A 25,966-nucleotide genomic window follows, 5' to 3' on the forward strand; every position below is an offset into this window, starting at 1 on the left:
ATAGGGGCTTTAATTCACACTATAGTTATATGTGTTTTTCTTTAGTATCAAACTTGATACTAAAATTATACCATAACGTATATCTATTGTGAATATAAAACCTCTGTTTTTCCTGTTTATTTGTGGTGGAAAAATAGGAGGTTTTTTTATGCTACTAAATAACTTTTTACTAAGCAAAGCAAAACGAGAATTAAGTCCACACCTGGTTCATGTTCCTACAGGAGCTATCAATAAAACAGTACAAAAAGTAATTAAAGCTATTGATCTAATTCTTTTAGATACAGAAGGTAAAACCACTAAAGATTTCTTCATACAAACACCACGCCGCTATAAGGCATTGGAAGTTGTGTTATCTTACCTTGTACAAGAAGGCTACTCTCAAATGAGACAGAATCAAATCAGTGAAAAATCGGGTATTTCTGTGCCAATCATCAACTTTATTCTGAATTGGTTAGAGGACCTTGAAGTATGCCATCAAATCAAAACAAGACGTCATGGTAAGATTGCACCATCTATTTACATATTAAGCCTCAATACCAATTATTTAAAAATCATTGAATATTTTAAGCAAAAATGGGCGTTTTCCATTGATATTTTTTCTACATTTACAAAGTTTCTATCTAAAAAACTAAGTAAAAAACAGGAAAAACCTACAGATCAAACTGAAAAACCAACTGTGCCTACATGCCAGGGCGTAGATATATTGGATTCTATTGCTCCTGCAAATGGAGAATTAGAAGAAAAAGAGCCAGAGAATGCTGCTGATCCAGTTGGCAATTTAGCATTACGATTTCAAGAAATGGATGAATGGATGAGTGAAGAGCAACAGAAACTTTATCTGTACATTTTAAGTAAAAATACAAATATTACTGAAAAAGATGCGTATACAATTGCGGTTCGTATGCCGCCAGATATAGATTGGGAGGCCAGAAAGACTTTTGAAGATTGTGTACAGTATTTTGAGATAAACAAATCACAAGAGAGTACACCTGCACATTTCATGACAATCTATACAAAACAGTTAACCGCAAATAGAGAGCGTAGAGAGGAAAAAGCAAAAGAAAACATACGAAATATAGGATTGAGAAAATCAATTAAGAATACAATCCCATTGGACTTATTCAAAAAGATGCTTGATCCAAACGCCTAAATCTCATTTTCCACAAAAAAATAATTGTTTAATAGCCTTGTTCAAAAAATTCATCCCTAACAAGGCTTTTTGTCATGCCATTTTTTATTTTAATAGATTGAACATATTATCAGTCTATTATACTTTTATAAATTAAAGGTGTTTTTCACAACAAATCCACTATGAATTTAAACACAAATTGAATCTGCTCTTAAATCAGTAATTAAATAAGAAGAATTTTCTAATCCCTTGTGAGAGTAAGGCTAATTGAGCAAAAATAAATCCTAATGTATTTAATCATTTTAATTTTTTTTAAAACAAGATTTATTATAAAAAGTATCCCCTATTGGGCACTATCTTTTTCTAGATTTTTAAACATATATCCCCAGATCAAACTAAATACCAAAATAAAACTCTTCTTATCATTTAATATGCAAATCTACGGAACACCGAATATCTGTAGACAGTATACGTACTAATATTCGTGATTTTTACCATGAATATATGGTACAGCAATCTAAAAATAAACGATTATTTCTGTTCATTATGAGCATTTCAGTAAACAGAACAATCTCAGAATTAATTCAGAATAATATGAGATAAATTTACAGAATTAGTTGCGACAACATACTAAGGTTATTCTGAACTTATTCTTATCTTAAACTCATTGATAGAACTAGGTTCCGCGAAATATTTAAAAACCTAGATTTACCTTGAAGCTCTCCTGGTAAGGGTATCTTGATTCAGCTATGAATCAGATTCCGTTGCCAGGCAGATTTTCATAAAACTACGTAGGCGGGGCGGCGGCCATTCCCATTCCTCGTATATCGTCCTCCCTCAACATCGGCTCATCATTCGCCTTCCACTCATTCCAATACATCTATATATCCCCTTATACCACAACGTCAGGACCTGTCTAGCCAGGCCCATATGTCTCCGCTTAGCCCCGCAATGTCCTGGCCCTGGAATCCCACAAGCAAACAAAAAACGCCACGACCTAGAATCCCCTATTGCTTGTTTGTATGGTTCTCGTATATAATTGCGGTACACAATTTTTAGGGTAAAGGGGTAAATAAAAATGACTTGGGACCTTTCTGTTGATATTTTCCTATCTGATCTGTTAAAACATGGCCGAAAATCCTCCACCGTTAAACAATATCGCTACGATCTATCACTTTTCACATCCTGGATTCAGAAACACGTCAAATTGCCTCCAGAATCGTTTTTTAGTTCTTTTGATACAAACATATTGGAAAGTTACTTAACGGCGTTTAAAAAGGAACGTGGAGCGTCGATTTCTACTATCAAACGTGTACGAGGTATTCTGATCAACTTTTTACAATTTCATGGCGCAGCCCAAGATTTAAAAAGTGATGTCTCCCCACCTGGACTGACTTCTAAACACTTTGCATCAGACAAAGAAATTAAAAAGCTATTCCGCGTCATGCGTAGTTATAACGGGTTAACCGACTACCAGGCATCAGGAAGAAAATTTATTCTGGAACGTAACCTTTTATTAATTCATTTCATGTTAGATTACGGGCTATCTATCCAGGACATTCTCACGCTTTCTATGCACGATATACACTTTGGGTCTAATACAATTACCCCAGGAGGGCTACACGCCCACAAACGATCTATTCCCCTTTCAAAAGAGCATATAAAACTTGCCTTATCTTATTACAGCAAGATTCCTAATCTAGTTAGACCGCGCCAACAAACGGGTGATCCCTTCTTTGTGGCTTTTGACTTCGGCCCACAAACATTCCGCTGGGATTATGCAAACGATCAACCCGCCGCTCTAACTCGAATCGCTGTACAACGAATGTTACAGAAAGAAGCAAAACGCGCTGAAATCCATATAACGCCTACTATGCTACGGAACCGTTTTATATTAAACGGTCTACAAAATGGCATGAAACCCATTGAAATTAAAGCATTTTTGGGATTAAAAAGCGTTGAGGCCCTGCATAGATACGTTCAATTTTGGAATAAACAGCAATAGAAAGGGTTTCATGTAAGTAAAAAAAGTCTTGGTGCCATCGAAAACAAGATTTTTTTACAATATTCGGGATATTGGTCACAATATTTATTTTTCCAAAGTCAAAAATACAGACGTTTTTCTGTATTAAAGAACGTCTGTATTCTTGATTTTTCATACACAATAGCACCCTAAAATAAAAATGGAGCATTTATACCATAACAAAATTGAATAATATTATTCAATTTTGTTATAATGTACTTAGAAATTTTTGAATAATATTATTCAATTGGAGGGTATGATGACTACTATTAACGCTGTAACCCAAGAGTTACATAAAGCATTTGATTTATTTAATGAGCGTTTTTTTGAGAGTAAGCTCCCTACACCCGCAATTACCATTCAAACTTCTAGACATAACAAGCTTAGTATGGGGTGGTGTTCTGTTCATCCAATATGGAGTGATAAAAAAGGTGAGACTAAACGATATGAAATCAATATAAGTGCTGAATATATCGATCAAGATTTCTTTGAAACTATGGACACCCTTATGCACGAGATGGTTCATCTTTATAATCTTGTTCACAACATCCAAGATTGTTCCCGAAATGAAACCTATCATAATAAACATTTCAAAAACCGAGCTATAAAAAGTGGGTTTGAATATGAGAATGATAAACCTGATCCGAAGTACGGTTGGTCCTTTGCCAGGCTCTCCCAAAAAACAAAGGATATTATCAATCAAATGGATATTGACCAATCAGTTTTCTCAATTGCTAGACGACTCCCTCGTTACTTACAACCAGTAGCAAGTAATGACTTAGATAATTTTAGTACGGGAATTACTCCTAATACGTATTCTGATTTTGAAACACCAGATTTACCAGCTGTAGCAAAGAAAACAACTTGGAAATGGACTTGTCCTGGATGTGGTACTATCGTACGATCAACAAAACCACATGTTCATATTAAATGTGGTGATTGCGAGCAAACATTACTAGGAGAAGATGATTAAAAAAGCATTCAGTATTGAATAACACGAAAAACACAAACAGCCCTGGTCTAATCAAAACCAGGGCATTTTATGCTATTCAATGCACTAAAAACAATAAAATTATGTGAAAATCAATAAAAGTCAATACAAATGAATACAAGTAAATACGAATCAACATGAAAAATACTTATATTTTAATGATTTTTATAGATTTTTACCGATAATTTTGTATTGACTTGTATTAAAATGTATTTATTTGTGTGTAATTGTATTGACTTTTCGAAAGGGTTTAGCATATAATGGAATTAAGTTAATCAATAAAAAAATAATCTTTAGGAGGTTTTTATATATGGCAATTCTTAAAGCTGGTGCAGACGCGGGAAACAGTGGTTTAAAGTTAAATGTATTAGGTCTTGATCCTTTATTCATACCAAGTATTTATTCACATCACATTGGAGAAGCAACAAACATTTTGAGTGATGAGGATATTTCTGTTGAAGAATTAGAAAACAACATTGATGTTACAATTTCATCACCTACCTTAAAAGCAAACAATCTGCGTTATATTATTGGTCAAAAAGTGATTGATGAAAACATTAAAGGTATTGAAATGGAAAAGAAATCGGATAAATCGAAAGATGATCTTGTGCTACTTGTTACATTAGCTGGTTTAGCAATTACCGCTATGAAAAAACAGCCAAATAAAAATAAAATTGATGTTACTTATGATCTTTCTGTTGCATTACCTGTCGCAACAATCACACCTCAAACAGCACAGGAATTTGTAGAACGTTATATGAATCATCATACGGTGAAATTCCACCATCCAAGCGGACGTGAAGTAGTAGTTAATATCCAAATTGAATTTTGCAAGTGTTTACCAGAAGGCGCGGCGGGTTCATGGGGAATCGTTTATGATGAAAAAGGTAAAACCATTAAAAGAAAAGTAGAAACTACAGAAGACAAAACTACAGAAATAGACTTTATTGACAAAACAATATTATCTTTCGATATTGGTGCTGGTACGACAGAAGAAGTTGTTTCTCATGGTGTTAGCTTTAAACATAAAATGAGTCGTGGTTTACCATATGGAGTGAAAGAAACTTTACTTGATATTATCAAGGTTTGGAACTTAAACAATAAACAAAAGACAATAGACAGTATTGCTGAATTTAATGCAATTTATCTTGATTCTGAACATCCACGTCATATTCGCTTAAAAGAAGCGTCACGCGGCGCATTATTAGGTTTAGCCAATCGAATTGCAACTGATATTATTAATAAAATTGATGATATGAAAGATGATCCATATGTATTCATTTATGGTGGCGGTGCCGCAATCGTAAATGAAAGCCTACAGCAAATTTTAGAGCAAAAAGGACGTTTAACAAATGTTATTTTCTTAAAAGACCCCCTTTTCGTAAATGCACGCGGATTACTTGTGTACACATGCTCTCCAAGATTTGAAGAATTAAAAGAAAAAGCGCTTGCTCCTGTCGGTGAAAAATAATGGCTCGTAAAATATACAAAGCTGGTGATAGAGCAAATGTCTATATTAAGAAAGACATTTCACCAGACATGATCGATTTTATTAACAAACAAAGTGATCTTACAATGTTCTTTTTGTATGCGGCACAACAACTTCATAAACAAATTGGTAATGTAGATGTAGCGGAAATTTTACCACGTAAATATACATTTGCACTGGATAACGAAATACAACCTTTACCAATCGAACATGATGAAGGTTCAAAAACTGTTCATACACCTGTTTCGAATCAAACTCATATCGAAACAAGTCAAAAAATAACGAATCCTGGGGAATCCAATGATAAAGAAGAAAATACATCATGGAATAAACTAAATGATTTAGAAGATGATCCATATGCATAATGCAAAGAAAGAGTTGTTCTTTTATAAGAGCAACTCTTTTTCTTTTAATTTATAATAAAAGTATCAAAGAAAAGGGAGAGAAGTTCATGGCTTATAATCTTGTTACAAACAAACTTTATAGAGTTGACTTTGAAGAATTAGAAATTATGTTTAAAAAAAATAATTCACTGAATTTTCAGCATCAAGATGAATGGCTTAATAGTTGGTTAGAAATATTAAAAAAAGCGGATCAAGACACAAATATCCAAATCGAAAATAAAAATAAACACAACCTCTCTTTTGAAGGGTTTGACATTTTTCAAAAAAAAATAATTCTTCCTTCATTTACATTCTATTTGAATTTTGTAATTACAGGTGCCCGCCTTTTCATAAAAAAAACAAACCCAAGAATCAAAAAAATCTCATTGGATAGTATACAAAATAAGTCATTTCCCTTAGATTGGACCCCTACTGACAACTGGAAGGGTTCTGTAAATAACCAAAAACCGATTATATGCACACAGTTTCCATTCGGCATGAATGAATACCTTCTAATTGATGGAAACCATCGATTAACAGCAAAAATAAATACACGACAAAAATCTGTAAAATCGTATATTATTAGTGCACAAGAAATCATAGATCATAGTATATTACCAATGTCAATTGATGCAACTATGTATTTATTTATCATGGAAACCTCAAACTTTTCGAAAGTATTATCAGAAAATAAATACACCCATCAACAAATTTTTGACTCTTCTTTAATACATTCAACATTTAAAGAAGTTTTGAATTAATAAAAAAGAGTTGTTCTTTCATAAGAGCAACTCTTTTTTATTAGGAATATCTTTCCATGAATTTGAAAATCATGAAGATTATTAAAGAAAATACTTACAAAGACTTGATTAAACAAAGATTACACTTCAAAATTGGAATTGAACGACCTTTGAGCGAGGGAGGATAAACATATGAATGATACAACATCACAAGAACGCGCTTACTGGACACATGAAGTATCTGAAAAACTACAAATATCTGATAGCACTTTAAAGCGCTGGGCGAATGAACTAGAAGTGAGCGGGTATAAATTCGCAAAAGGCGCAAATGACAGTCGCGCATTTACCGCTCATGATATACTAGCGTTAGAAAAGTATAGGCATTTGACCAAAAAACAAAAAGTAAAAAAAGAAGAGGCCGCAACTGCTGTTGTAGAAGAGTTTAAAGAAAAAACGAGCGATTGGGCGCCCCCCGCTCATCAAGAAAATGAACTAACTATAACTAGCTCACAAGTCGCTCAAACATTAGAAACTTTCATGAGACAACTTCAAGAGCAAGAGAAAACGAATCAACAAATTCTACAAGAATTACAGTCTGCTAACGAGTTAAATAAAAATCTATTGTTGCAATATGAACAATTGAAACGGGATTTTGATGAAATGCGTGAATCACAAAAACTTATAGCGTCCACCCAAGAGCAAAAACAAGGATTCTGGTCTAGGCTCTTTTCAAAAAATAAAGACATATGATGGAAAACTACATCATGCGTCTTTATTTTTGTTCCACTACATAAATTATTTTTCTTCAAAACTAAATTCTAATTTGCTGTTTGCAATTAAAATCTTTTTTTATATTTTCTTGCATGTAAATGTCAAAATGTTTTTGGAAGCCGCCTTGCAAAGATTTGTTGTATGATGCGTAAGTCAAATCTTTGCATTATATGTATACCAGATTACTAGTTAAAAATTAACAGAATCGTTCGTTGGATTGTTTCATAAAAATTCTACTTTCTCCCCATATTTAAAAAAATATTAAACTCTATAGAATAGATTCTAAAAAATCTGTCCAAACTTGTAACCAAATTATACAAGTTTAGGAGAGATGAAAAGTGTTTTTCAAAGATAATAAAACCATATTAAAAAAATGGCTGGATCGTCATGGAATAGAACAACAAAAAATCGCACGCACTGCTGGTATTTCGTTACCAACAATGACAAAGGCTTGTCGTGACAAAACATATATTCCAACACCCCTTGTAATGAAAAAACTCTTGAAAGTTATTAGAAAAATAGACCCCTACGCACAACCACATGATTTTTGGAAAATGTAAATAGGCACAAGAACCATTGCTCTTGTGCCTTTACTTTATCCGTACTGTTTTTGTAAATCGATCCAGGATCGCCCATACATGCGAGAATGCCTTTTTGTTAGAAAGCTATTATCATATTTTGGTTTAACCGGTGGCGCCATTTTACAAATGAACGATGGTTGCATTTCTCCCCCAGCTCTTACACTGATAATCGCGTGATGTGCTGGTATTTTATATGCTTGTTCTAGTGAAATTGTATCCTCAAATCGATACTTAGATAATTCAAATGTCTTTGTATGATCGTTCATAAATAGGAATTGCTGTATGCCGCCACCTTGTAAATTCTCTTGTAATGACGGTTTCAATTTGTTCCAATGGTGAAATGCATAGATGCTTCCTAGTCTCTCTTTTCTGCCCTCTGTACCCACTCTACCCATCAATTTAGTTAATCCTTCACTTTCATATTGCTCGGGTTCATTAAAAATGATAAACGCCCCATTTTCTTGCTCTATTTTAGTCATTAGTAACCTGGTCATGAAGGTTTTTAGTGTAATCCAGTGAACCAGGGTTTTTACTGCATGTTCCCCTAATCCCCTAGCATTTGGAACCCTTAAAATAATAACTTTTCCTTCTTGCATCCATTTAGCAAAATCAAGTTCTTTTAATGGGTCTTGTGCAAAGATATCATACAATCTTTCATTCCCAAAAAAGCGGTTTAATCTGGTTATGATGGGATCACACTTATTCCCTAATTGCTCATTATCTCCCCACTGTATCAGCTCATTCGCAAGACGCAAATTCCCTTCATCCACTAATTCTTGAATACGATTCACCCGAAAGTCCTCATCTTCTATAATACGTTTAATATTAAATAAACTCCCTTTACTTGCTTTGGCCGCATCCGTTAAATATTTTTCACTTCGGCTTAATCCTTCAATTTGCATGAAATCAATCATTTCATCCGCAAATCTTGAAGCACCGTTCCGCCCTAGCTTTGTAATTACTTCTGTTAAATCTAGAGGTGGGATATAATCATTGTCGTTTAAATCCAGATCAATAATGTTTTCTGGTGGTAATGCATCACGAATCCCGTCTGCCATACCCCGCCCACCTTCTTCTACAATTGCATCTGGTATTATAAAACTAATCTTATGTTTTGTATTTCCCTCAATAACAAAATTCTTAATTGCTGTATCTTTACCAGCTCCTTGTCCTCCTATAAAGACATAACCTCTATAAAAATTATCTGGATTATCTATTGGCATATAGATTGGTATTTTTTGATCTTTCAATTCCGAATGTCCTAAAAATATTCCTTTCTCATCCCGCATAATCGCTGGTATCTCAATTTCAACTTTCTTTTTTACACTCAATGCATCAGCATATTTTCGTTGCAACTCTTTTATAGGCATTTGCAAAGCTAATTTGCTCATTTCATCGGTACTCATCAAATTTACATTCGGATCAAACTTTGTCCTGCTTGATAGTTCGAAAGTATTTAATTCCTGTAATATTTCTGTTTGGCGTTTTCTCATTCTTATTTTTACGCCATGTAGTTCATTCGTTTCTGATAAATCCATCATAGAAAGTGCTAAGGTTTCCCCCATTGTCTCCCTGGTTAACCGATCATGGGAATGTGAGGCCACCCGTATACGCGTTTTAAAAACAGGCTGATTTCCTTTGTCATAACTCACTCGATTTGTTCCAACTTCATCAGCGGTTGTATGTGCCTTTTTAATGATGTGCTCTTTGCTAAATTTTTTATCTGATTTAAAAAAAGCGTTCGAGAACGCCTGGAATGTATCAGTTAATAAATCATTTATTTCATTAATAACAGCCGCAACACCAATTTTAGCCCCTGTTACAAGTCGTTTGCCACTCATATTAACCCGTTGGGGTGGTTTCCCCTTCTTTAACTTTTCAATGGCCCAGGAAGCGTTTTTCACCCATTTCTGACGGTTTTCCGCTTCATTACAGATACTCAATCGGCAAATGTCTCCATCATAACTTAGTTCATCAATAACACTTAAAATATTACCAATAGGCGTTTTTGTATCGTTGCTATTTGTATTTAAGGAAAAGATATCATGTTTCAAATATCGCATTTCTTGTACGATTGTGTTTTCATTAGAAATTTGCAAATCTGATATTTCCGCTTCCTTAATTGTCACACTCATTTTGTTCTCTAGTTTTCTTTTGAGCTTTAATGCTTGATATTCGCTAGTTGCTACATAAAATTCAATTTTCTTCTGGCCCTTTTCCTGTTTGAAAATAACATCAAACCAGAAATAGTCCTTTTCACGATAATGAAATGTAATCCCTTTTCTTTCTATACGACTTCCCATACTTTCGTACATTTCATACATCTTATAGATCGCCCGCCATAAACGCTTTGTATTATTAGATACATCCGCATGAGGAACAATCCGATAGACAACCATTTTGTTTTTTTCTACTTGTAAAAATTGTTTTAAAGAATATATCTCTTTTCTTTTAAACCAGGATTTTTTTATTTTCTTAGGTTCATATAATACTGGCAAATATTCATTTTGTGCCAAAACAGGAAGGTTTGTATTTTCTTTATCGCATATAATAAAGCCTTCTCCCTGTATCATTTTTAGGCCCCTCCTAATATACATATTGCTAAGATAAGTCCGCCTGCAAAATAGGCAAGCGGCTTCATCATTCCGCCTTTGTTTGTCATTGAACCTATCATGATAAATCCAGCTGTCACCAATGCACCATATCCCATAATATCGGGCAAATTTAGAATAAACCAATGACCTAATTCGCTTACTATATCAACCATAAATTCACCAACTGGTTTGAAAATCCATTCCATTTCCTTCCCTACAATAGCATCACTAAAGTTATTTAATTGATCTAGAAAAGAACCTTCTTTTGCCTTTTCTCCAATATACCCAGCTGTATTAGCCGCAATCATTTTTCCACCTTCTAAAATGAATTTCACAAGGACCCCTCCTTTTAAATTCCCTTTAAAAAGTCTCTTATGTCAACGCTGTGCCTAGCTAAAACATACCCACAACATGCACCAATTAAAATTTCTATTGCCTTTGTACGGTGGCCCAACGCCCAAGCCGCACCCGAAAAGATAATAACTAAAACTACGCCCGCATCAAATCCGTTCATGATTGCACTATGAACATTTCCAAATGTCCCGTTAACTCCCGCGGCAAATGTTGCCTTTGGAAGTATCAATATTAATGAACTCCCTGTAGCGGTAAAAACCTTTTTAAGTACGTTCTTACTATTTGTTTCTTTATGTGCTTTCTTTTTATAACTTTGGTCCATAAAAGAGCGAAAAGAAATCGTTTCTGTCTTAGTCATGTTGTAACACCTCTCGTATAATTTTTTAAGAACTACACATACTACCTATAAATGAAAAATAGGAGGTCTAACGATATGCATGTTGCTATTGCTGTCGCTGTAGGCGCGATTATTGGATCACTTGTTAATATTTTTGTTGGGTAAAAATACAGGCAGTGAGCTTTTTGAAGGCTCCTGTCTTTTTGTTTGCGCCTTAATTTGTTCAATACGTTCCGCGGCACTTAATTTCTTCTTTTCTGTTACATTCTGTTCGTGTTGTTGAATTGTTGATGGTACTTGTTTTCTATCCTCTTCACATGGCATTTTCTTATGTTTATCGGGTATATCGTTCCAGATCAATTTCTTTACATAACCCGAAAAATTTTTACGCTTCACATGTTGTAACATGATTCGATCCTTTTCATTCTTCTTATTAAATGCTACAGGTTTACTAAACTTTGATCTTTCCATTCTGTTCACCCTCCCCGATGTGACCGATAATATCGGTATTACTAAAACGTATTCCTTGCTGTTTGTACGTTATTCACCTTTTTATACAAAAAAAGCTCTCTTCTTTTTTATTTAATCGATATAAGCGGTAATATCACTTTTCCCATAAAAAAATGACCTTTTTAGGCCACATTTTCAATCATTAGCTATCAGCGTGCTTTACGCTATTAGCTATATGCCGACAGTATGAAACTTGTGCAAGTACAACACGAAAAAGAAGCGTCTTCTCGAAATTTCCGAAATATAAGAATTTTAAAATCGTATCAAAGTATAAAATGTTATAATTATACTGTTCCTTTTGCATCCATGAGAAGGATTTTAAAACCGTAAGACACTTAGAGAGGGGAAACAACTATGTCACTTTTACAGCAACATTTTGAAGAAAGAAGAGAATACATTTTCAATCGTCTCAAACAACCAGAATACATGGAAAGAAGCATAGAAAAAGTTCGCCAAGCTCAAAAAGAGATCAAAAATACAGTGCGAACGATTAAAGATTTGTTACTCTTAGACAAAACCACTGATCCTTGTTTACCAGAGGTCGCTCAATTTTCTCTTCAACACATTACAAATTCAGAGTCGTTTGAGAATGTCAAAAACCTTGTTCCATCCTCTATAAAAAAGTTAAGTGAAGAAGAACGCGCAAAAGTGTTAGATGAAACATTAAGCGTAGCAAACCAAGTCATGAATTTAGAGCGTACTGTATTTATCATGATGTTTAATGCAAAAGAGAAAATCCTTATGGATTCTTATCAGAAAAAACGTAGATCACAAACAGAACTTCATTATGATGTTGCTGACAAAGAAGGGTTTGACAAAGCGTTTTATGAAGCGCGTATTGATTCATTACGAAATGACATTCGTGTAATATCTTTCAAAAAGCTATGTGAAAATGAACCCGCACCAGAAGACTTAGAACTATTCAAACAACGCTATGAAACAATTGTTTTACCAAAAATACAAGAAATTGTTTCCCTAATTGAACCAAGTTTAATAGATATAGACGTATTTTTAAATCCAGTAATCCAATATGGTGTAGGAGAAATTACTTTAGATGAAATGATTCAAAAACTACACAAAAACCTTTCTCTATTTCACGAATTATCAAAGGTGGAATATTGCCCAACGGTAGAGCTAACAGTAAAAGAATATGTATTCTTAGGAGCTATGAACCGTTCTAAAAAAGGAGAGGAGTTGCAACCATCTAAATGATGTATACACAAGAGAAGTTTTATGAGAAGTTAATAGAAGAGAAAAAAGAAGTAACGATTTTTCTAATAAATGGTGTCAGAGTACCTGGAAAAATTATCGCTGTTGATAAATTTTCGGTATTAGTTTTAAGCAATGGAAAGCAACAGTTCCTTTATAAACAAGCAATTTCGACTGTTTCTTTATAAAACAAAGAACCTTTAAAAATATTACAATAATAACTTTTTTATCCTTTTATGGGATATCCACTTCAAAAATTCCCATACATAATGTACTCTTAGATATAAGAGTTAGTTTTTTTCCTTTAGGGCAAGGCTGGTTTCAGCCTTGTTTTTTGTTTGCAATTTTTTGGGTACAATTTTTTCGAGATTCTATGTATAAAGGAGTTTAAAAGAAAAAGTGGAAATGAGATTACTACATGACATGATCGAAGATCAAAAAAAAGAATTGAGCTATCTTGTAAAAAAATATGGATTTAGCCATCAAAAAGTAATTGATTTTAGTCAAAAATTAGACCTTTTAATCTATGAAGCAATGGGGAAATATCGATTAGACCAAAAAATTAGGATAAAAAAAGAATCCTTTCAATAAGGATTCATAACGGGAAGATAAGAGACAGATATAGAAATAAAAAGAATTAGGTATATTATAATTGAAAAATATGAAAAAGAATATTGAGAAAAAATAACAAGATTAAATTTTCTGATTGATTTTTTTAAAATAAAAACGAGTTGTAGTAACAAGCTGTCATTAAACCCCTTACGCTAAAAAGGTTGGCAAATATCCAATCTTTTTTTATGTAGATAGGCTCTCTTGCTTTTCTTGCATGAGAGCCTATCTACATTCGGGAACTACCTCTCATTATTATAAAGAAATAATCCATATAAAACCAATAGGTTTTTTGATATTAAAACGCTACATTTTTTATATTCTATGTTAAAATTAGTGATTGAGGGTACAATTTTTCAAGAGAAAAAGGCAAACAATATAAATACTTTCTGAAAGTGTTCAATTCAAGTTCAACAAAAAGCATTTGTTATTCTATAACAAATGCTTTTTGACAAATTACATTCTTTTTTATAACATAAAAAAGGAATTGAGTGTACCAGACTCAATTCCTTCGGTGAAGTCATTTGCCAACGAATACCTGGTGAAAGAATCCTTCTTTTATGATTGGATTCTTTTACTTTGTTTTGAGCATAAAACGTAATATTGTATATGCCATTTTTCTTGCTGAACATCCTCGTTTGATCGCTAATTGTTGTAAGAGCTTATGTTGAAATGGTGTTAATTCAAATTCGATAAAATGCTGAAAAGCATGAGACTGCTGAACAGGCACATCCTCCATATAAATATAGTCTAACCCTTCTGTTACTAACTCTAATGCGATTTGATCTAAGCTTTCATTATAAAGTGCTAATTCTTCCAATCTTTCATATAAATGTGGTTCTAAAGAAATCAATAATTTTTTATTTTCTTTTCGAAACTTCTGCTTTTGACCTCTCCAATACTGTTGCTCTTGCATAACTGCATGTAACATTTTAATTCCCCCTATTTATAATTTAAATTTGTATTTCTTCCTTTCCTACTTATTGTTTCTTACAGTATCAACAGCGGCTAAACAGGCGGCTATCCCTAGACGTTTTTCACTATATATTTTCTTGTTCACTGTTAGGTACCAGCACCCATTTTCTTTTACGCTCAATAGATCGTCATATTGCCGCCCTAATTTTTCTAGAATAAAAGTGGATTCCTCAACAGGATTGAAATATTCAATCGGCATTCTAATAAATGGTGTACGATTCTTCCCCCAATATGTACCGCATTTTTCTAGCCCCAAAAACTCTTTTGCAATGACATAATCTAGCCTTTCTGTTGCAACAGATAAATCATGATATGGTATCCACCAATTAGAATCACTCATGGCCACAAATTCTTTTGCAATACTGTTGTATAAGATTTGACAGATACTAATACCTTCAAAGTCATCTTGTGTAACAACAAAATCAGACTGTCTTAATTTGTGCCCGTTTTTATCTGTTGTACCAATTTCAAATTCTTCACTTTTCAATAATTGGACTGTTTTCATCACATTAAATTCCCCCTTTATTTCTTAAATGAACATGCTAAAATATTTTTGAAGGCATCTTATTTTTTGTGCCCTTCACCAATACGATCACTCATCACACTTCCCCTTTCTGTTGCTTTATAGCAATGGAAAGGGATTGTTTTGTAAAGCGGCTTTTACTCTCTTGCATAGCATTTTGAAGCAATTTCAACTTTGTTTCTTTGCAAAGAACTCTCCATACAGATACACCGATTTTCATTTTCTTGCCTCCCTTTTATACTTCTTCTCCACACGCTCTACATTTGTAATCTTCCATGTGATTGCTCCTTTCTTTCTTAAAGGACTAATTCATTAAGCTAACAGCAATCAACGCACCAATTAAAACCAAGCCAATAAATTGCATGGTACTCTTTAATGATTGAATCAATGTTATCGCTCCTTTCTAAAGGGATTGTTTTAAAATCCAAATAGAATACCAGAAAATAAATAAGTGAACAGCATCATAAAAATTGAGATTGCAAAGAAACCATAAAACCAAATCTGATCGGAAACATTTTCTTCAATACCAAAATAAAGATTTAACTTTTTGTAATTTTCTGAAATGTATAGGTAAAATTTTTTGAGGAATTTAAATTTAAGGTGAGGTTGTGTTAAAATAGGCTCACCAGACGTAATTTTAATAGGGATTTGTTTCATAGCCATTCTTCCTTTCTTAAATTATGATTCTGTATTAGAGAAAGATGTTTTTTGAGCTGGCAGGCTAGGGAACATCTTTCTTTTAAAATATTAGCTTTTTCGTTCTCCAAACCAATTTATCATTGCTTCAGAAGTAATAATCCATTCTTTTCTCTTTCCATTCGGCTTAATAAAGCATTTGATTAATCCCTGTTGAATCATAACTTCTCTTTCTTGATCCGCTTTTTTAGAAATTCCCTCTTGTAACTTGTTCCTTAAAGTTGAATCTGGTATCTTCCAATAGAATGCGGCTTCACTAGGTGTCATGTAGTTATCAATTGCTTTCATAATTATTTTCCCTCCACAATACTTTTGCTATAATATTTGTAGAAGGATTGAAGGGAATTCCTAGGTTCCCCATGATAAATCCTAATATCATTCCGAAGCCATTTATCACATTGATAATGGCTTATTTTATTTTTTATCCTCCTTCTTTAAGTTTTTCTATACTTTGATTATAGGACTTACAAGTCCTATAATCAACTGTTTTTCATTTTTTTCTTTCGAATTTTTTCGACAAATAAAAAGGCCCTATCAAGATAGGACCTTTTTCCCTTCCAATATTTCGTTTGAAATTCCTGTAATGAAATTTATAAAATAATCTGGTTCTAATTCAGAAGTATCCCAGTCTATTTGTTCTCTTTCAACTGAATTTTGTTCATCTGGATAAACACGCCATATATTCTGTTTCACTTTGGAATTTATCCATAAATCATCGTAGTTACTCATTAAAGAATCAAATACAAAATGAACTTTTCGCTTTCTAAAGTCTTTTTTAGAAAAGACCCCATAATTCACTAATAGCACATAAGGGACATATTTTAGTGTTAATCCCTTATAAGCCCATATATTTCTTTCATCTGCTTTTTCTATCATTTCTTTAAACTCTTTTTTATATAAAAATGCTTGATTTCCTTTTTGATTGCCTTTCATAATCTCTTTGCATTTTTGATAAATTGGCCATAAATTAGCGACTACTTCTCTTTTAATCTTCTTTGCATTTTCTTCATCTTTTTCTGTAGGATGAAGGTGTTCATACTTTTTACGTCCATCTTTTATAGTAGGACAATTAGAATGCTTATAATGCGCGAAATGATCTTGTCTGTTTGGAGTAGCGTCAGCCCTTACGTATACAGCTGTATTGCATACTTCACATAATGCGTCTTGATCTGGATATTTTATTTTCCATTTAGATACGTGAATTTCTTCATTTGTTTCTGGATCAATAACATAATATCCCATGATAATTCCCCCTTATTTATTATATTTACCTTTATTTTACCATCTAATTTTTCTTATTTTCCAAAAAAATAAAAAAGCTAACTTTGGAATAAAGTTAGCTTTCTGGAATTCTAATACTCTCTCATATGTTTTCATCAAATTTGTTTAAAATTATGCAGTAACTTTTTCTTTTTCAATTCGCTCATATTCATACTCTAAGGGGGAGCACCAACATAACGCGAATTTCGTACGCTAAGCAAAGAAAAATCCACCCCAAATACTAAAGACCTGAAGGAAAACAACGTAGAGAATGAATTTTAACAATAGAACCTGGGGTTTACCTTCCCTAATAATTAAATAGTTAAACAACTCCTAAATAAAGTGTTTACAAAGTTATCTCTTTTGTTATAATAAAGATAACAAAGTTATCACTTTTAAGGGAGATATTATCAATGGAAAAATATATTGTAAATTATCATACCGGTGTTACAGAAGAAGTTGAAGTGAATGGTTTAAGTGAAGCGAAAAAAGTTGCTGAAGAAGGTATTGCCTACACGCAAGAAAATATCACAATCGAAACTTTAGATGGTGAAGTTATCACAACCGCATATTGGTATGGAATATCCCCACAAGAGGATGATAATGTACTTGAAACGGTTGGTGGCGGCTTTTATCAAGCGTGGAGCGATGAACTGGGGGAGTAATTCCCCTTCTCGTTGGTTTAAAAGAATTTGCTGAGATACTAGGTTGGGATAAAGCACGTTTAAGCACAAAGTTTTCTCGACAACGAGATGGGAAGAAAGTAAGACCATTATTACCTGAGCCAATCCAGATCCTTGCTTCTACACCTATTTGGACATTGAAACAGGCAAAAAAATATAAAGCTATAATTGATGGTAGGTCTGCTGAATAAGCAGACCTTTTTTATTTAAATTCTACATAAAATTTAGTGTCGATGATTCCGAAAGCAACTTTACAGGGAAACGGGTTTTTTCCTACTGAAGAAGCACGCATACAAGAAAGTACCCAATGTTCTAGTTCTAAAGGCAAGCGATATATTTGAATACTACCATCACTGTTTTTCACTGTTACGATCGGTACATTTACCCTGGTTGTAGTAAAACTATCCGTTGTTAGCATTCCTACTGCATCATTAGTGTGAAAACCAGCGCTTAGAACTTCATAAATCATTCCATCTGTTTCATTAATAATCATTGGTATATTTAAATAAGGGTAGTTATTTATATCGTTATGAATAATTGCTCCTGCTGCATTCTTTCTTATCTGATTCCCTTGCATTTTATACACTCCTTTATATGAATCCAACACGTTCACTTACATGCTTTCTATTTTACATCTATTATATTAGAAAATTGCAGTTTCATCTTGTTATAAAAAGCATCGGTACATATAACAGCACTATTTAGTGGATCAATATCAACAACAGTCATATAGCTAGAGAGCAAATAACCTTCCTCATAATATGTAATTAGTATTTCTTCTTCAGATAATAAGGAACATAACAACATGTTCTCAATTTGTACTTTTTCTTCATCTGTTAAGATCGGCCGAGTTACTTTGTTTTTCTCTTTGATGATTTCACGTATCCCAGCAAACTGTTCAGGAATTGCTGCAAACGGAGTGAATTTCACCATATTATCAAGACTTTTTTTCGATTATTGTAGCGATATTAATGCCTCTATCGTTGTATACATATCTTCATACATAATTCTCTTTATAATAGATTTCTATATTTTAAAGTTTGTTAAGCAATTATTACATTTTGATAAACCTGGAAAATTAAAACACCTATGTAAGGTGTTTTTAATACACTGGGATTTTATATGCCAACTTAAGTACCTTTACAGTGGTGTTTAAATACAATGGTATGAGTAGTTACCATTGTATTTAAGTGTTCAATAAATATCAGAATAACGAAGGGGTTTGGCTGATGAAGAACAATATTAAAGGATTAATTGAATATGGCGAACGTATTCCACATTTTCATAAAGATTTCCCCATAATTTTATTTTGGAGTCACAGAAGTGGTTGCACTTCTCTGGCGAATTGGTTTTTCTTCCAAATTGGGTTATATGAGGAAGCAATGAAATATGCACCGTTCATTCATTACTATGAATCTGAAATATACAAAAATAAAGTTGATTACTACACAAATTTAGAAATGCAACTCTTGGAACTAAGTAAGGATACCATAAAACTTGTGCGCAACCCTTATAAAAGAGCTGTAAGCTCATTTTTAATACTTTATGACAACCCTTACGCCTCGAAACAATGGGAACAGATTAGAGAATATTTTTATAATGATAAAAATGAATCGAAAGGAATTTCATTTAAACAATTTTTATATTATGTAAAAGAAATAGGGGCTAAATCCATTCTGTTAGATCAACATTTTTCACAACAATATATTGAGGGAGAAGAAAAGGTCATCAAACAAAATATAAAACTAGAGAATTTTAATACAATAATTCCGCAGCTGGAGAAAGAATATGGATTACTTTCTTCTGATATATCACTCCTTACAAACTCCAATCACCATAGGGCACATCAAATGATTCATAAAGGAAATTATGCAGATGATGATATTACAAATCCACACTTCCCTTCATTACCAACCTATCGAAGTTTTTATGATGAAGAAGCTCTAAACCTTGTTTCAGAAATATTTACTGACGATTTTGAAGCATATGGATATAAGAAGAATGGAATTAATTTTTAACTAATATACCTATCACCCGACTATGTATAGAGTCTCTTTAAAAACTATAACCACTATGAAAAGCCAGCGGTATGGAAGGGGAATTATAATGAGCATTTCTATTATAATGATGGGTTTCATCATAGGGGGATTGGTTGGAGTAACAGGGATAGGTGGGGCCGCATTACTGACTCCATTTCTTCTAACATTAGGCATAAGTCCTTCTGTAGCTGTTGGAACGGATCTAGTATATAATTCTATCACTAAAATGTTTGGAATATCCCAACACTGGAAACAGAAAACCATCAATTTTAAACTAGTAAAATATCTAGCTATTGGGAGTTTACCTAGTGCAATTATCGCAGTAATAATAATTCATTTCTTGCCAATTTTTCATGATAATCGAGAGGGAATTATAAAATATATATTAGGATATGTTTTAATCCTTGCGGCAATTTCTATTTTTATAAAAACATTTTTCTATAATGAATCTACACAAAGTTTTTTTCAAAAACAGACTATGGTCCAAAAAAAGAACCTAACAATTCTTATCGGTGCAATACTCGGTTTTATCGTGGGACTTACTTCCGTTGGATCAGGCTCTTTATTTGCTATTGCAATGATATATTTATATCGACTGAAACCATCCGAATTAGTAGGCACAGATATTACACATGCGTTTTTATTAGTGACGGTTGCAAGCATACTAAATATGAATTTAGGAAACGTAGATTATCTTTTATTAATTCACTTACTCATTGGTTCTATCCCAGGTGTCATACTTGGTAGTAAATTCTCCACTAAGATTCCCGTTAAACCTCTTCAAATATTTTTAGCTATCATTATTGGTGTTAGTGGACTAAAGTTAGTTATCGCTTATTAAAAATATTTCATGTTTTGCTATATAAGAATGGAGGTTCAAAATGGATCATATAGAACTATATAATTTTATATACAAGCAAGGGCGTGTCCCTCATTTTCATAAAGATTTTCCCCTCATCTTGTTTTGGAGCCAAAAAAGCGGATGTACTTCGCTAGCCCACTGGTTTTTTTATCAAATTAATTTATTTAAAGAAGCGATAAAGTACAATCCGTTCATTCACAACTATGAGTATGAAGTATATAAGAACTCTACACATTATTTAGCACAATTAGCTAATGGATTACAAACTAAAGAGAAGAAGACGTACAAACTAGTAAGAAATCCTTATAGAAGGGCAGTAAGTTCTTTTGTTGCTCTGGTTCCACCACCAAATATTGAAAATCCCGTATGGAAACCCATTCGGCAATTTCTGTATGGTGATGAAACTTGCAATAAACCCATTTCCTTTAAACTATTTTTGTATTACTTAAAAGCACACATGACAAAATTAGATCAAGTAGATCCTCACTTTACACAACAATATATACAAGGAGAAGAAGAATTTGTTACAAACTATATCCATCTAGAAAATTTTAACACAGGTATTTCGAAGCTAGAAGAGGTATATAAATTAAAAAAATCACCATTAGATCTATTATCAAAATCTTGGCATTATCAAGGGAGTAAGATGATTTACAAAGGAGTTTATGCAGACGCTGATATTACAACCCCTGTTTTTCCACGATTACCTACTTATGATAGTTTTTATGACGCAGAAACAATTCAGTTGGTTCAAGAGGTATTTGCAAAAGATTTTAATATGTATCATTATGATTTAAATTCTATTTCTTAAAATAAAAATGTTCAAATCCTGCTTTATTAAGGGTGTTATTTTACAACTGATAGGACGATATCACATATTTATAAATTTTCATAAACCTTTCCTAAATCTTTTTTCAGTTGTGTTTTTAAGTGCTCATTTTCACTTTCTAATAGCTTGTTCTTATATTTTAAAAGATTGAGCTTATTCTTTAAAGTTTCTATGATTACATCCTTGGAGGCATCCGATGTCCTTCTTTTTATATTCTTAAAATCATGTATGCCTTCTTGCTGTTGACGTAAGTCTTCAATCGTTTTTCTGATTAAGGGTTCTCTATATAAATATGCTTTTGAAACCTGTGCTTTTTCTGAAACTGAATTAAAATTAATTTTTTGTCCTTCTTTAACCATTAACTGTATTACTTCATTCACTCTATATTGTGTTTCCCTCTTTTTTTTAGAGGCATGATTCAATAACCCCGTTGTATTCGGATGTTTGTTAACCATCAATTTTTCTTTCCTCTCCTATATATTCTCGTTTATGTTTCGGCATACCGAAAATTCCAATTTCATTTTTCAATGAATCCCTAATTTCCTTATACTTATTAAGTTTTGGTTGAATCAATTCAATAGAACGAATACGACCGCTAGTTTGATACTTTATAATATCTTCTTCCATCTTTGATATCTGCGCATTATAGTAATCTAAAAATGTTGTATCTACATGAAAACTCCTACAATTATTTTTAATACAAGGGGTTTCTAAAGAATAATCTAAGAATTCACAGCTAACCTTAGGACTCTTTATGCATAATCCATGATCCAAACGAATAGAGTCCATGTTATGGCGAATCCATTCTAGTTCCAAACCGTTTTCTTCTGCCTGCTCAGGGAGACTGGCTTGTATTAATTCTCCAGTTGTGTCAATACGCACTGAGTTTTGAACTTTTTCCCATTCCCTACGAAGAGTGTTATCTGAAATTTTTGCATAAGTTAATGTCATTTCAGGACTAGTATGTGCCATTAACTTTTGTACATGAAGAATATTCATACCATTATTAATTAGATTGACCCCATATCTATGTCGAAAAGCATGGTTCTTAAATAGAAATATTTCTCCATTTTTATCAAGGATTTTATATTTTTCGGCTAGTTGATTTAATGCATAGGTAACCGATTTTTGTGAAAAGGCCATCCCTCTATTTTTTCCAGTAAGAACAGGGAACAAAAATTGATTTAAGTTGTTATGATTCTTTTCATGATTGTTAATATATTCTTGTTGTATTTTAACGATTTCCACAATTTCTTCTGAAATAGGAACAATATGTTCTTTTACATTTACTTTTCGTTGATCTCCTACCAACCACCAACCATCTTGCTTATATGTTAGACAATTTAATTGTAACTGACATACATCTGAGACTCTAAATCCTGTTGCTTCCATAATGACTATTAATCGTGCAATTTCCGAATCTAAATCATGTAGATTTTCCAACACTTGCTCCCATATAAAATCTGGCACATGTTTAACATGTTCGTGATAGTTTTTCTTTTCTCTTCGAGGAAAGTCTTCGGGAAATATTAATCTGTTAACAGGGGTTTTAGGTGCTTCTTTCCATTCAAAACCTTGCATATATTCAATTATTCTTCTGACATTTGAAAGGCACTCTATTACATGACGATTACTAGGAACACGATTTTTCGTATAACTCTTTCCTCCCATTTCACGATTTCTAACATAAAATAAAAAATCTTCAATGTCCTGTCTTTGTAGATTCTGTAAATCTATCCACTTTGGATACGTTTCTACAATGTAATCAAAAAACAAATACATTTTCTTTAAAATATTTTGGGCGGTGGCAAAGGTAATTTGTTGGTGTATAAGTAATGTTTGATTTACATACTTTTTAACTAATTCCCGAAAGGGAAATTTTATACTGGTGAAATTAAGAAATCTGTCTCTTCGAGACATATTATATGGAATCCCTAGTCTTTTTATATTCCATTTATCTTTTTGATGTTCAGGTCGTTCGTCATAATAATTAGAGAAAAAATCATATAAACTTTTACATACTCCAAGATAAGGTGAAATAAATTCTCCTCCACGATGATGGGGGTATTTTAACGGCTTATTATTTTCAGTTAGATATAATTTGTATTCATCTAATAATGTAGTGTAAGGAATATCAATTATCGATGTGACTTGAGGGAATTTTTCGACTAAAAATTTTGAAAGAAAGTACATTTTATAAAAATGTTTCTCCATAAAGCTGGATAAAAGCCAAATTTCATTGGTTAAAGAATAAAAAGAATAGTACTTTATCTCCAGTTTAATATATTCATTACTAATTTTATTGAAATCAACAATTTTTTTTGTTTCTTTAATTTTTCCTCTTCTATCTGGCAGGGGAAACTCTTCGATTTTCCATTCATCTAAAGCCCAATAACCTTTAAGGTCGTTCATAACTTTACGTTGTATTTTATTGGAATTAATAGCTACGATATTCATTTTCTCATTCTCCTATGCTGCTGGGCTTCATCCCAGTACTTTCTTATAGTTTCTTCTGAAGGATGAATATACATATTTAAAGTAGTTTGTACCTGGGCATGTCCTAATAATTTTTGAATGATACCAGCGTCCATGCCTAGATCATAAAGTTGTGTTGCACATGTATGTCTAAGTGTATGAGCGGTAAAGTTTATTTTCGTTTTTTTAGACAATATACGTATAACAGCTTGCAAAGCCCAATATTGCATTGGTTGCCCTTTATTTTTCCCTTTTAAATTAATAAACACATGGTTAGAATCTACATCATTAGTATGGTAATCGATAATATAATCTTGGAATAAATTCATTGTTTCATTTGATACATATACTTTTCTTTTTTCTCCAGCTTGTGTTTTAGATTCTCTAACAGTGATACTACCATCATTGATATTGAAGTCCTCTATCCATAAACTTAATAACTCAGAAGCTCTTAATCCTCCTTCATATAAAATACGAATTATTAACTCATCTCTTATGTTATTACATGCTATATGAATTAATTCGGCCTGCTTAGTAGTAATGGTTTTTATTTTTCTTTTAGGTTCCTTAAGTTTTAAGATATTAATTTTGGTTGTTGGGGTATGTGTTATATGATCTAAAAATTTACGATACTTCCGCCTTGTATTATGGACTTCTTTTGTAACTTTGGATTTTACATTAAATAAAATTTGACCACTACGCCATTGGTAGTCCAAAAATTCAATAACACAATTAGCGATTAAGTTAACGGAAGATTCAGTTCTTTTAGCGTGCGCTAACTTCTTTGTGTCATTTAAATAGATAGTATTCATATCATCTGTTGATTTTCTTAACCAATGAATAAATTCTGTTAATAAACTTATATCCACTTCTCTGTAATCTTTATTCTTTTCGTTTAGAAAACACCAGAATATTTTCAAATGATAACAGTATGTTTTAAGTGTATTAGGTGCTTTTCCTAAAGAATCCTTATGTTTTATAAATTTCATGATTGGGATAACTGGTTCACCCTTGTTATGTAAAACCATCCAACGTTCTTCCCCAAACGATGTAATAATACTTTGTACTTTAAACATTTTTCCACCTCCAACTGTTCAATCTATCTATACTATAAATACTATCTCTTTTTTACTATTATTATAGCTTCTACAAAGAGACAAAAAAAGAGAACTACCTATCGTTGTATACGTTATCTCTACTCATATATTATACTATTGTTAACACCATTCCTCTTCCTTTTGGCATATTAGCGTTATTCATGATTTGTGGCCTCCTATTAGTGTATTTCTGTGTCTAGCTGTAGCGCTATGCGTGTAGGAAATCCCTCGTAAAATACTGTTCTTCCCAAACTTTGTGCGTATTTCATCCATTACTTTTGTTAACTTCACTTCTTGTTCTCGTTTCGTGACATTATCAAAAAGAGAAATTTGTTCTTCCCCTTCTTGAATTAGGTTTGATAAGGATATGTTTATGCTGCGGATGGGTTCGCCAGTATATTGTTGATGCAAAAAGTATGTACATATATGATAAATATCCATCGTTAGATTTGTTGGCCGGTTTAAAGTATGTGTTTTTCTAATGCCACCTGTATAACTCTTACTATAACCGACAGAAAAATGAACGGTTTGAGCAAGTTTATTTTGTCTTCTAAGCCGATAACAAACTTCTTCAATATGTTCCAGTAGAATAATCGGAAATTCTTCTATTGTGTAATCGCGCATGAGTATTTGGCTTTTCCCAACAGAAGTTGTGGCAGGAACATATTTTTCTGAAATGCGACTAAAGTCAATTCCGTAGCTATGTAAGTGTAATTCTTCTCCAATCTTACCGAAGCTCTGTTTTAAGTATTTAAGAGGGTAATTGGCTAAATCTCCTATAGAATGTATTCCTTTTCGATTCAACTT

At 32.7% G+C, this 25,966-nt stretch carries 31 protein-coding genes; 15 read left to right on the forward strand and 16 right to left on the reverse strand.

The window, feature by feature from the left end; translation table 11 throughout:
- Window positions 1–148: 148 nt before the first annotated feature.
- The 8 genes from NST86_RS34515 (at window position 149) to NST86_RS34550 (ending at window position 8,086) form a co-directional block, all read left to right on the forward strand.
- Entirely contained in the window at window positions 149–1,150 is a 1,002-nt protein-coding gene (locus NST86_RS34515; RefSeq protein WP_340935767.1) for a Replicase RepFR55, read from the forward strand.
- Window positions 1,151–2,207: 1,057 nt separating this feature from the next.
- Window positions 2,208–3,134, forward strand: coding sequence for a tyrosine-type recombinase/integrase (locus NST86_RS34520; protein ID WP_340935769.1), 927 nt, complete (start codon window positions 2,208–2,210; stop codon window positions 3,132–3,134).
- Window positions 3,135–3,411: 277 nt separating this feature from the next.
- Window positions 3,412–4,125 carry a SprT-like domain-containing protein gene (locus NST86_RS34525; RefSeq protein ID WP_340935771.1) on the forward strand — a complete coding sequence of 238 codons (714 nt, stop codon included), beginning with the start codon at window positions 3,412–3,414 and terminating at the stop codon, window positions 4,123–4,125.
- 328 nt (window positions 4,126–4,453) lie between these two features.
- Window positions 4,454–5,614, forward strand: coding sequence for a ParM/StbA family protein (locus tag NST86_RS34530; protein ID WP_340935772.1), 1,161 nt, complete (start codon window positions 4,454–4,456; stop codon window positions 5,612–5,614).
- On the forward strand, window positions 5,614–5,997 hold the full coding sequence (locus NST86_RS34535) for a hypothetical protein (RefSeq protein WP_340935773.1): 384 nt from the start codon (window positions 5,614–5,616) through the stop codon (window positions 5,995–5,997). Before NST86_RS34530 ends, NST86_RS34535 begins: the two co-directional genes overlap by 1 nt.
- A gap of 86 nt (window positions 5,998–6,083) precedes the next feature.
- Window positions 6,084–6,776: a hypothetical protein gene (locus NST86_RS34540; RefSeq protein ID WP_340935775.1), complete on the forward strand. Its 693-nt coding sequence runs from the start codon at window positions 6,084–6,086 to the stop codon at window positions 6,774–6,776.
- Window positions 6,777–6,947: 171 nt separating this feature from the next.
- Complete coding sequence (locus NST86_RS34545; protein ID WP_340935777.1) at window positions 6,948–7,505, forward strand: MerR family transcriptional regulator; 558 nt, start codon at window positions 6,948–6,950, stop codon at window positions 7,503–7,505.
- A gap of 359 nt (window positions 7,506–7,864) precedes the next feature.
- Window positions 7,865–8,086, forward strand: coding sequence for a helix-turn-helix domain-containing protein (locus NST86_RS34550; protein WP_000465160.1), 222 nt, complete (start codon window positions 7,865–7,867; stop codon window positions 8,084–8,086).
- A 35-nt stretch (window positions 8,087–8,121) separates the two neighbouring features.
- Here NST86_RS34550 and NST86_RS34555 read toward each other — a convergent pair whose 3' ends face one another.
- From NST86_RS34555 to NST86_RS34570, 4 genes are all read right to left on the reverse strand, one after another.
- Window positions 8,122–10,680 (reverse strand): ATP-binding protein, encoded by a 2,559-nt coding sequence (locus tag NST86_RS34555; RefSeq protein WP_340935780.1) that lies wholly within the window; start codon window positions 10,678–10,680, stop codon window positions 8,122–8,124.
- 2 nt (window positions 10,681–10,682) lie between these two features.
- Window positions 10,683–11,036 carry a hypothetical protein gene (locus tag NST86_RS34560; protein ID WP_000668764.1) on the reverse strand — a complete coding sequence of 118 codons (354 nt, stop codon included), beginning with the start codon at window positions 11,034–11,036 and terminating at the stop codon, window positions 10,683–10,685.
- 14 nt (window positions 11,037–11,050) lie between these two features.
- Window positions 11,051–11,413 (reverse strand): hypothetical protein, encoded by a 363-nt coding sequence (locus NST86_RS34565; RefSeq protein WP_000167717.1) that lies wholly within the window; start codon window positions 11,411–11,413, stop codon window positions 11,051–11,053.
- 117 nt (window positions 11,414–11,530) lie between these two features.
- Window positions 11,531–11,863 (reverse strand): hypothetical protein, encoded by a 333-nt coding sequence (locus tag NST86_RS34570; protein WP_340935782.1) that lies wholly within the window; start codon window positions 11,861–11,863, stop codon window positions 11,531–11,533.
- A gap of 393 nt (window positions 11,864–12,256) precedes the next feature.
- Between NST86_RS34570 and NST86_RS34575 the strand changes: the two genes are divergently transcribed.
- From NST86_RS34575 to NST86_RS34585, 3 genes are all read left to right on the forward strand, one after another.
- Window positions 12,257–13,114 (forward strand): hypothetical protein, encoded by an 858-nt coding sequence (locus NST86_RS34575; protein ID WP_340935784.1) that lies wholly within the window; start codon window positions 12,257–12,259, stop codon window positions 13,112–13,114.
- On the forward strand, window positions 13,111–13,299 hold the full coding sequence (hfq, locus tag NST86_RS34580; protein WP_016123539.1) for an RNA chaperone Hfq: 189 nt from the start codon (window positions 13,111–13,113) through the stop codon (window positions 13,297–13,299). The genes NST86_RS34575 and hfq overlap by 4 nt, the downstream gene beginning before the upstream one ends.
- 217 nt (window positions 13,300–13,516) lie before the next feature.
- Window positions 13,517–13,702 carry an aspartyl-phosphate phosphatase Spo0E family protein gene (locus NST86_RS34585; protein ID WP_228527980.1) on the forward strand — a complete coding sequence of 62 codons (186 nt, stop codon included), beginning with the start codon at window positions 13,517–13,519 and terminating at the stop codon, window positions 13,700–13,702.
- 592 nt (window positions 13,703–14,294) lie between these two features.
- Here the strand turns inward: NST86_RS34585 and NST86_RS34590 are convergent.
- From NST86_RS34590 to NST86_RS34615, 6 genes are all read right to left on the reverse strand, one after another.
- Window positions 14,295–14,651 (reverse strand): hypothetical protein, encoded by a 357-nt coding sequence (locus NST86_RS34590; protein WP_000902066.1) that lies wholly within the window; start codon window positions 14,649–14,651, stop codon window positions 14,295–14,297.
- A gap of 45 nt (window positions 14,652–14,696) precedes the next feature.
- The gene (locus tag NST86_RS34595) at window positions 14,697–15,200 is read right to left on the reverse strand and encodes a hypothetical protein (protein ID WP_098839558.1); all 504 of its coding nucleotides are present in this window, start codon (window positions 15,198–15,200) and stop codon (window positions 14,697–14,699) included.
- Between the two features lie 94 nt (window positions 15,201–15,294).
- Window positions 15,295–15,438 carry a hypothetical protein gene (locus NST86_RS34600; protein ID WP_000690451.1) on the reverse strand — a complete coding sequence of 48 codons (144 nt, stop codon included), beginning with the start codon at window positions 15,436–15,438 and terminating at the stop codon, window positions 15,295–15,297.
- A gap of 197 nt (window positions 15,439–15,635) precedes the next feature.
- Window positions 15,636–15,875: a DUF3961 domain-containing protein gene (locus NST86_RS34605; RefSeq protein ID WP_340935786.1), complete on the reverse strand. Its 240-nt coding sequence runs from the start codon at window positions 15,873–15,875 to the stop codon at window positions 15,636–15,638.
- Window positions 15,876–15,965: 90 nt separating this feature from the next.
- Window positions 15,966–16,202, reverse strand: a complete 237-nt coding sequence (locus tag NST86_RS34610; protein WP_340935788.1) for a DNA-binding protein — start codon at window positions 16,200–16,202, stop codon at window positions 15,966–15,968.
- Window positions 16,203–16,448: 246 nt separating this feature from the next.
- A complete protein-coding gene (locus NST86_RS34615) occupies window positions 16,449–17,156 on the reverse strand; it encodes a hypothetical protein (protein ID WP_340935790.1) in 708 nt (235 codons plus the stop codon).
- Window positions 17,157–17,587: 431 nt separating this feature from the next.
- On the opposite strand from NST86_RS34615, the gene NST86_RS34620 reads away from it, so the two are divergent.
- Window positions 17,588–17,839, forward strand: coding sequence for a hypothetical protein (locus tag NST86_RS34620; protein ID WP_098569668.1), 252 nt, complete (start codon window positions 17,588–17,590; stop codon window positions 17,837–17,839).
- Window positions 17,840–18,059: 220 nt separating this feature from the next.
- On the opposite strand, the gene NST86_RS34625 is transcribed toward NST86_RS34620, so the two are convergent.
- The gene (locus tag NST86_RS34625; RefSeq protein ID WP_340935793.1) at window positions 18,060–18,434 is read right to left on the reverse strand and encodes a hypothetical protein; all 375 of its coding nucleotides are present in this window, start codon (window positions 18,432–18,434) and stop codon (window positions 18,060–18,062) included.
- 47 nt (window positions 18,435–18,481) lie between these two features.
- Complete coding sequence (locus tag NST86_RS34630) at window positions 18,482–18,790, reverse strand: YolD-like family protein (protein WP_340935795.1); 309 nt, start codon at window positions 18,788–18,790, stop codon at window positions 18,482–18,484.
- 296 nt (window positions 18,791–19,086) lie between these two features.
- Here NST86_RS34630 and NST86_RS34635 point away from each other — a divergent pair, with 296 nt between their 5' ends.
- The 3 genes from NST86_RS34635 (at window position 19,087) to NST86_RS34645 (ending at window position 21,569) form a co-directional block, all read left to right on the forward strand.
- A complete protein-coding gene (locus NST86_RS34635) occupies window positions 19,087–19,875 on the forward strand; it encodes a sulfotransferase family 2 domain-containing protein (RefSeq protein ID WP_043937167.1) in 789 nt (262 codons plus the stop codon).
- Between the two features lie 88 nt (window positions 19,876–19,963).
- Window positions 19,964–20,737: a sulfite exporter TauE/SafE family protein gene (locus NST86_RS34640; RefSeq protein ID WP_000027993.1), complete on the forward strand. Its 774-nt coding sequence runs from the start codon at window positions 19,964–19,966 to the stop codon at window positions 20,735–20,737.
- A 40-nt stretch (window positions 20,738–20,777) separates the two neighbouring features.
- Entirely contained in the window at window positions 20,778–21,569 is a 792-nt protein-coding gene (locus tag NST86_RS34645; protein ID WP_043937166.1) for a sulfotransferase family 2 domain-containing protein, read from the forward strand.
- A 68-nt stretch (window positions 21,570–21,637) separates the two neighbouring features.
- Here NST86_RS34645 and NST86_RS34650 read toward each other — a convergent pair whose 3' ends face one another.
- The 4 genes from NST86_RS34650 to NST86_RS34665 form a co-directional block, all read right to left on the reverse strand.
- A complete protein-coding gene (locus NST86_RS34650; RefSeq protein WP_000247457.1) occupies window positions 21,638–22,042 on the reverse strand; it encodes a DUF6262 family protein in 405 nt (134 codons plus the stop codon).
- On the reverse strand, window positions 22,035–24,044 hold the full coding sequence (locus tag NST86_RS34655) for a tyrosine-type recombinase/integrase (RefSeq protein ID WP_043937165.1): 2,010 nt from the start codon (window positions 24,042–24,044) through the stop codon (window positions 22,035–22,037). The genes NST86_RS34650 and NST86_RS34655 overlap by 8 nt, the downstream gene beginning before the upstream one ends.
- Window positions 24,041–25,138, reverse strand: a complete 1,098-nt coding sequence (locus NST86_RS34660) for a tyrosine-type recombinase/integrase (RefSeq protein WP_229136679.1) — start codon at window positions 25,136–25,138, stop codon at window positions 24,041–24,043. The genes NST86_RS34655 and NST86_RS34660 overlap by 4 nt, the downstream gene beginning before the upstream one ends.
- Window positions 25,139–25,318: 180 nt before the next feature.
- A partial coding sequence (locus tag NST86_RS34665) for a DinB/UmuC family translesion DNA polymerase (protein ID WP_445661342.1) occupies window positions 25,319–25,966 on the reverse strand: 648 nt, incomplete at its 5' end.

It is taken from the genome of Bacillus sp. FSL L8-0199 (assembly GCF_038005705.1).
GTDB lineage: Bacteria > Bacillota > Bacilli > Bacillales > Bacillaceae_G > Bacillus_A > Bacillus_A cereus.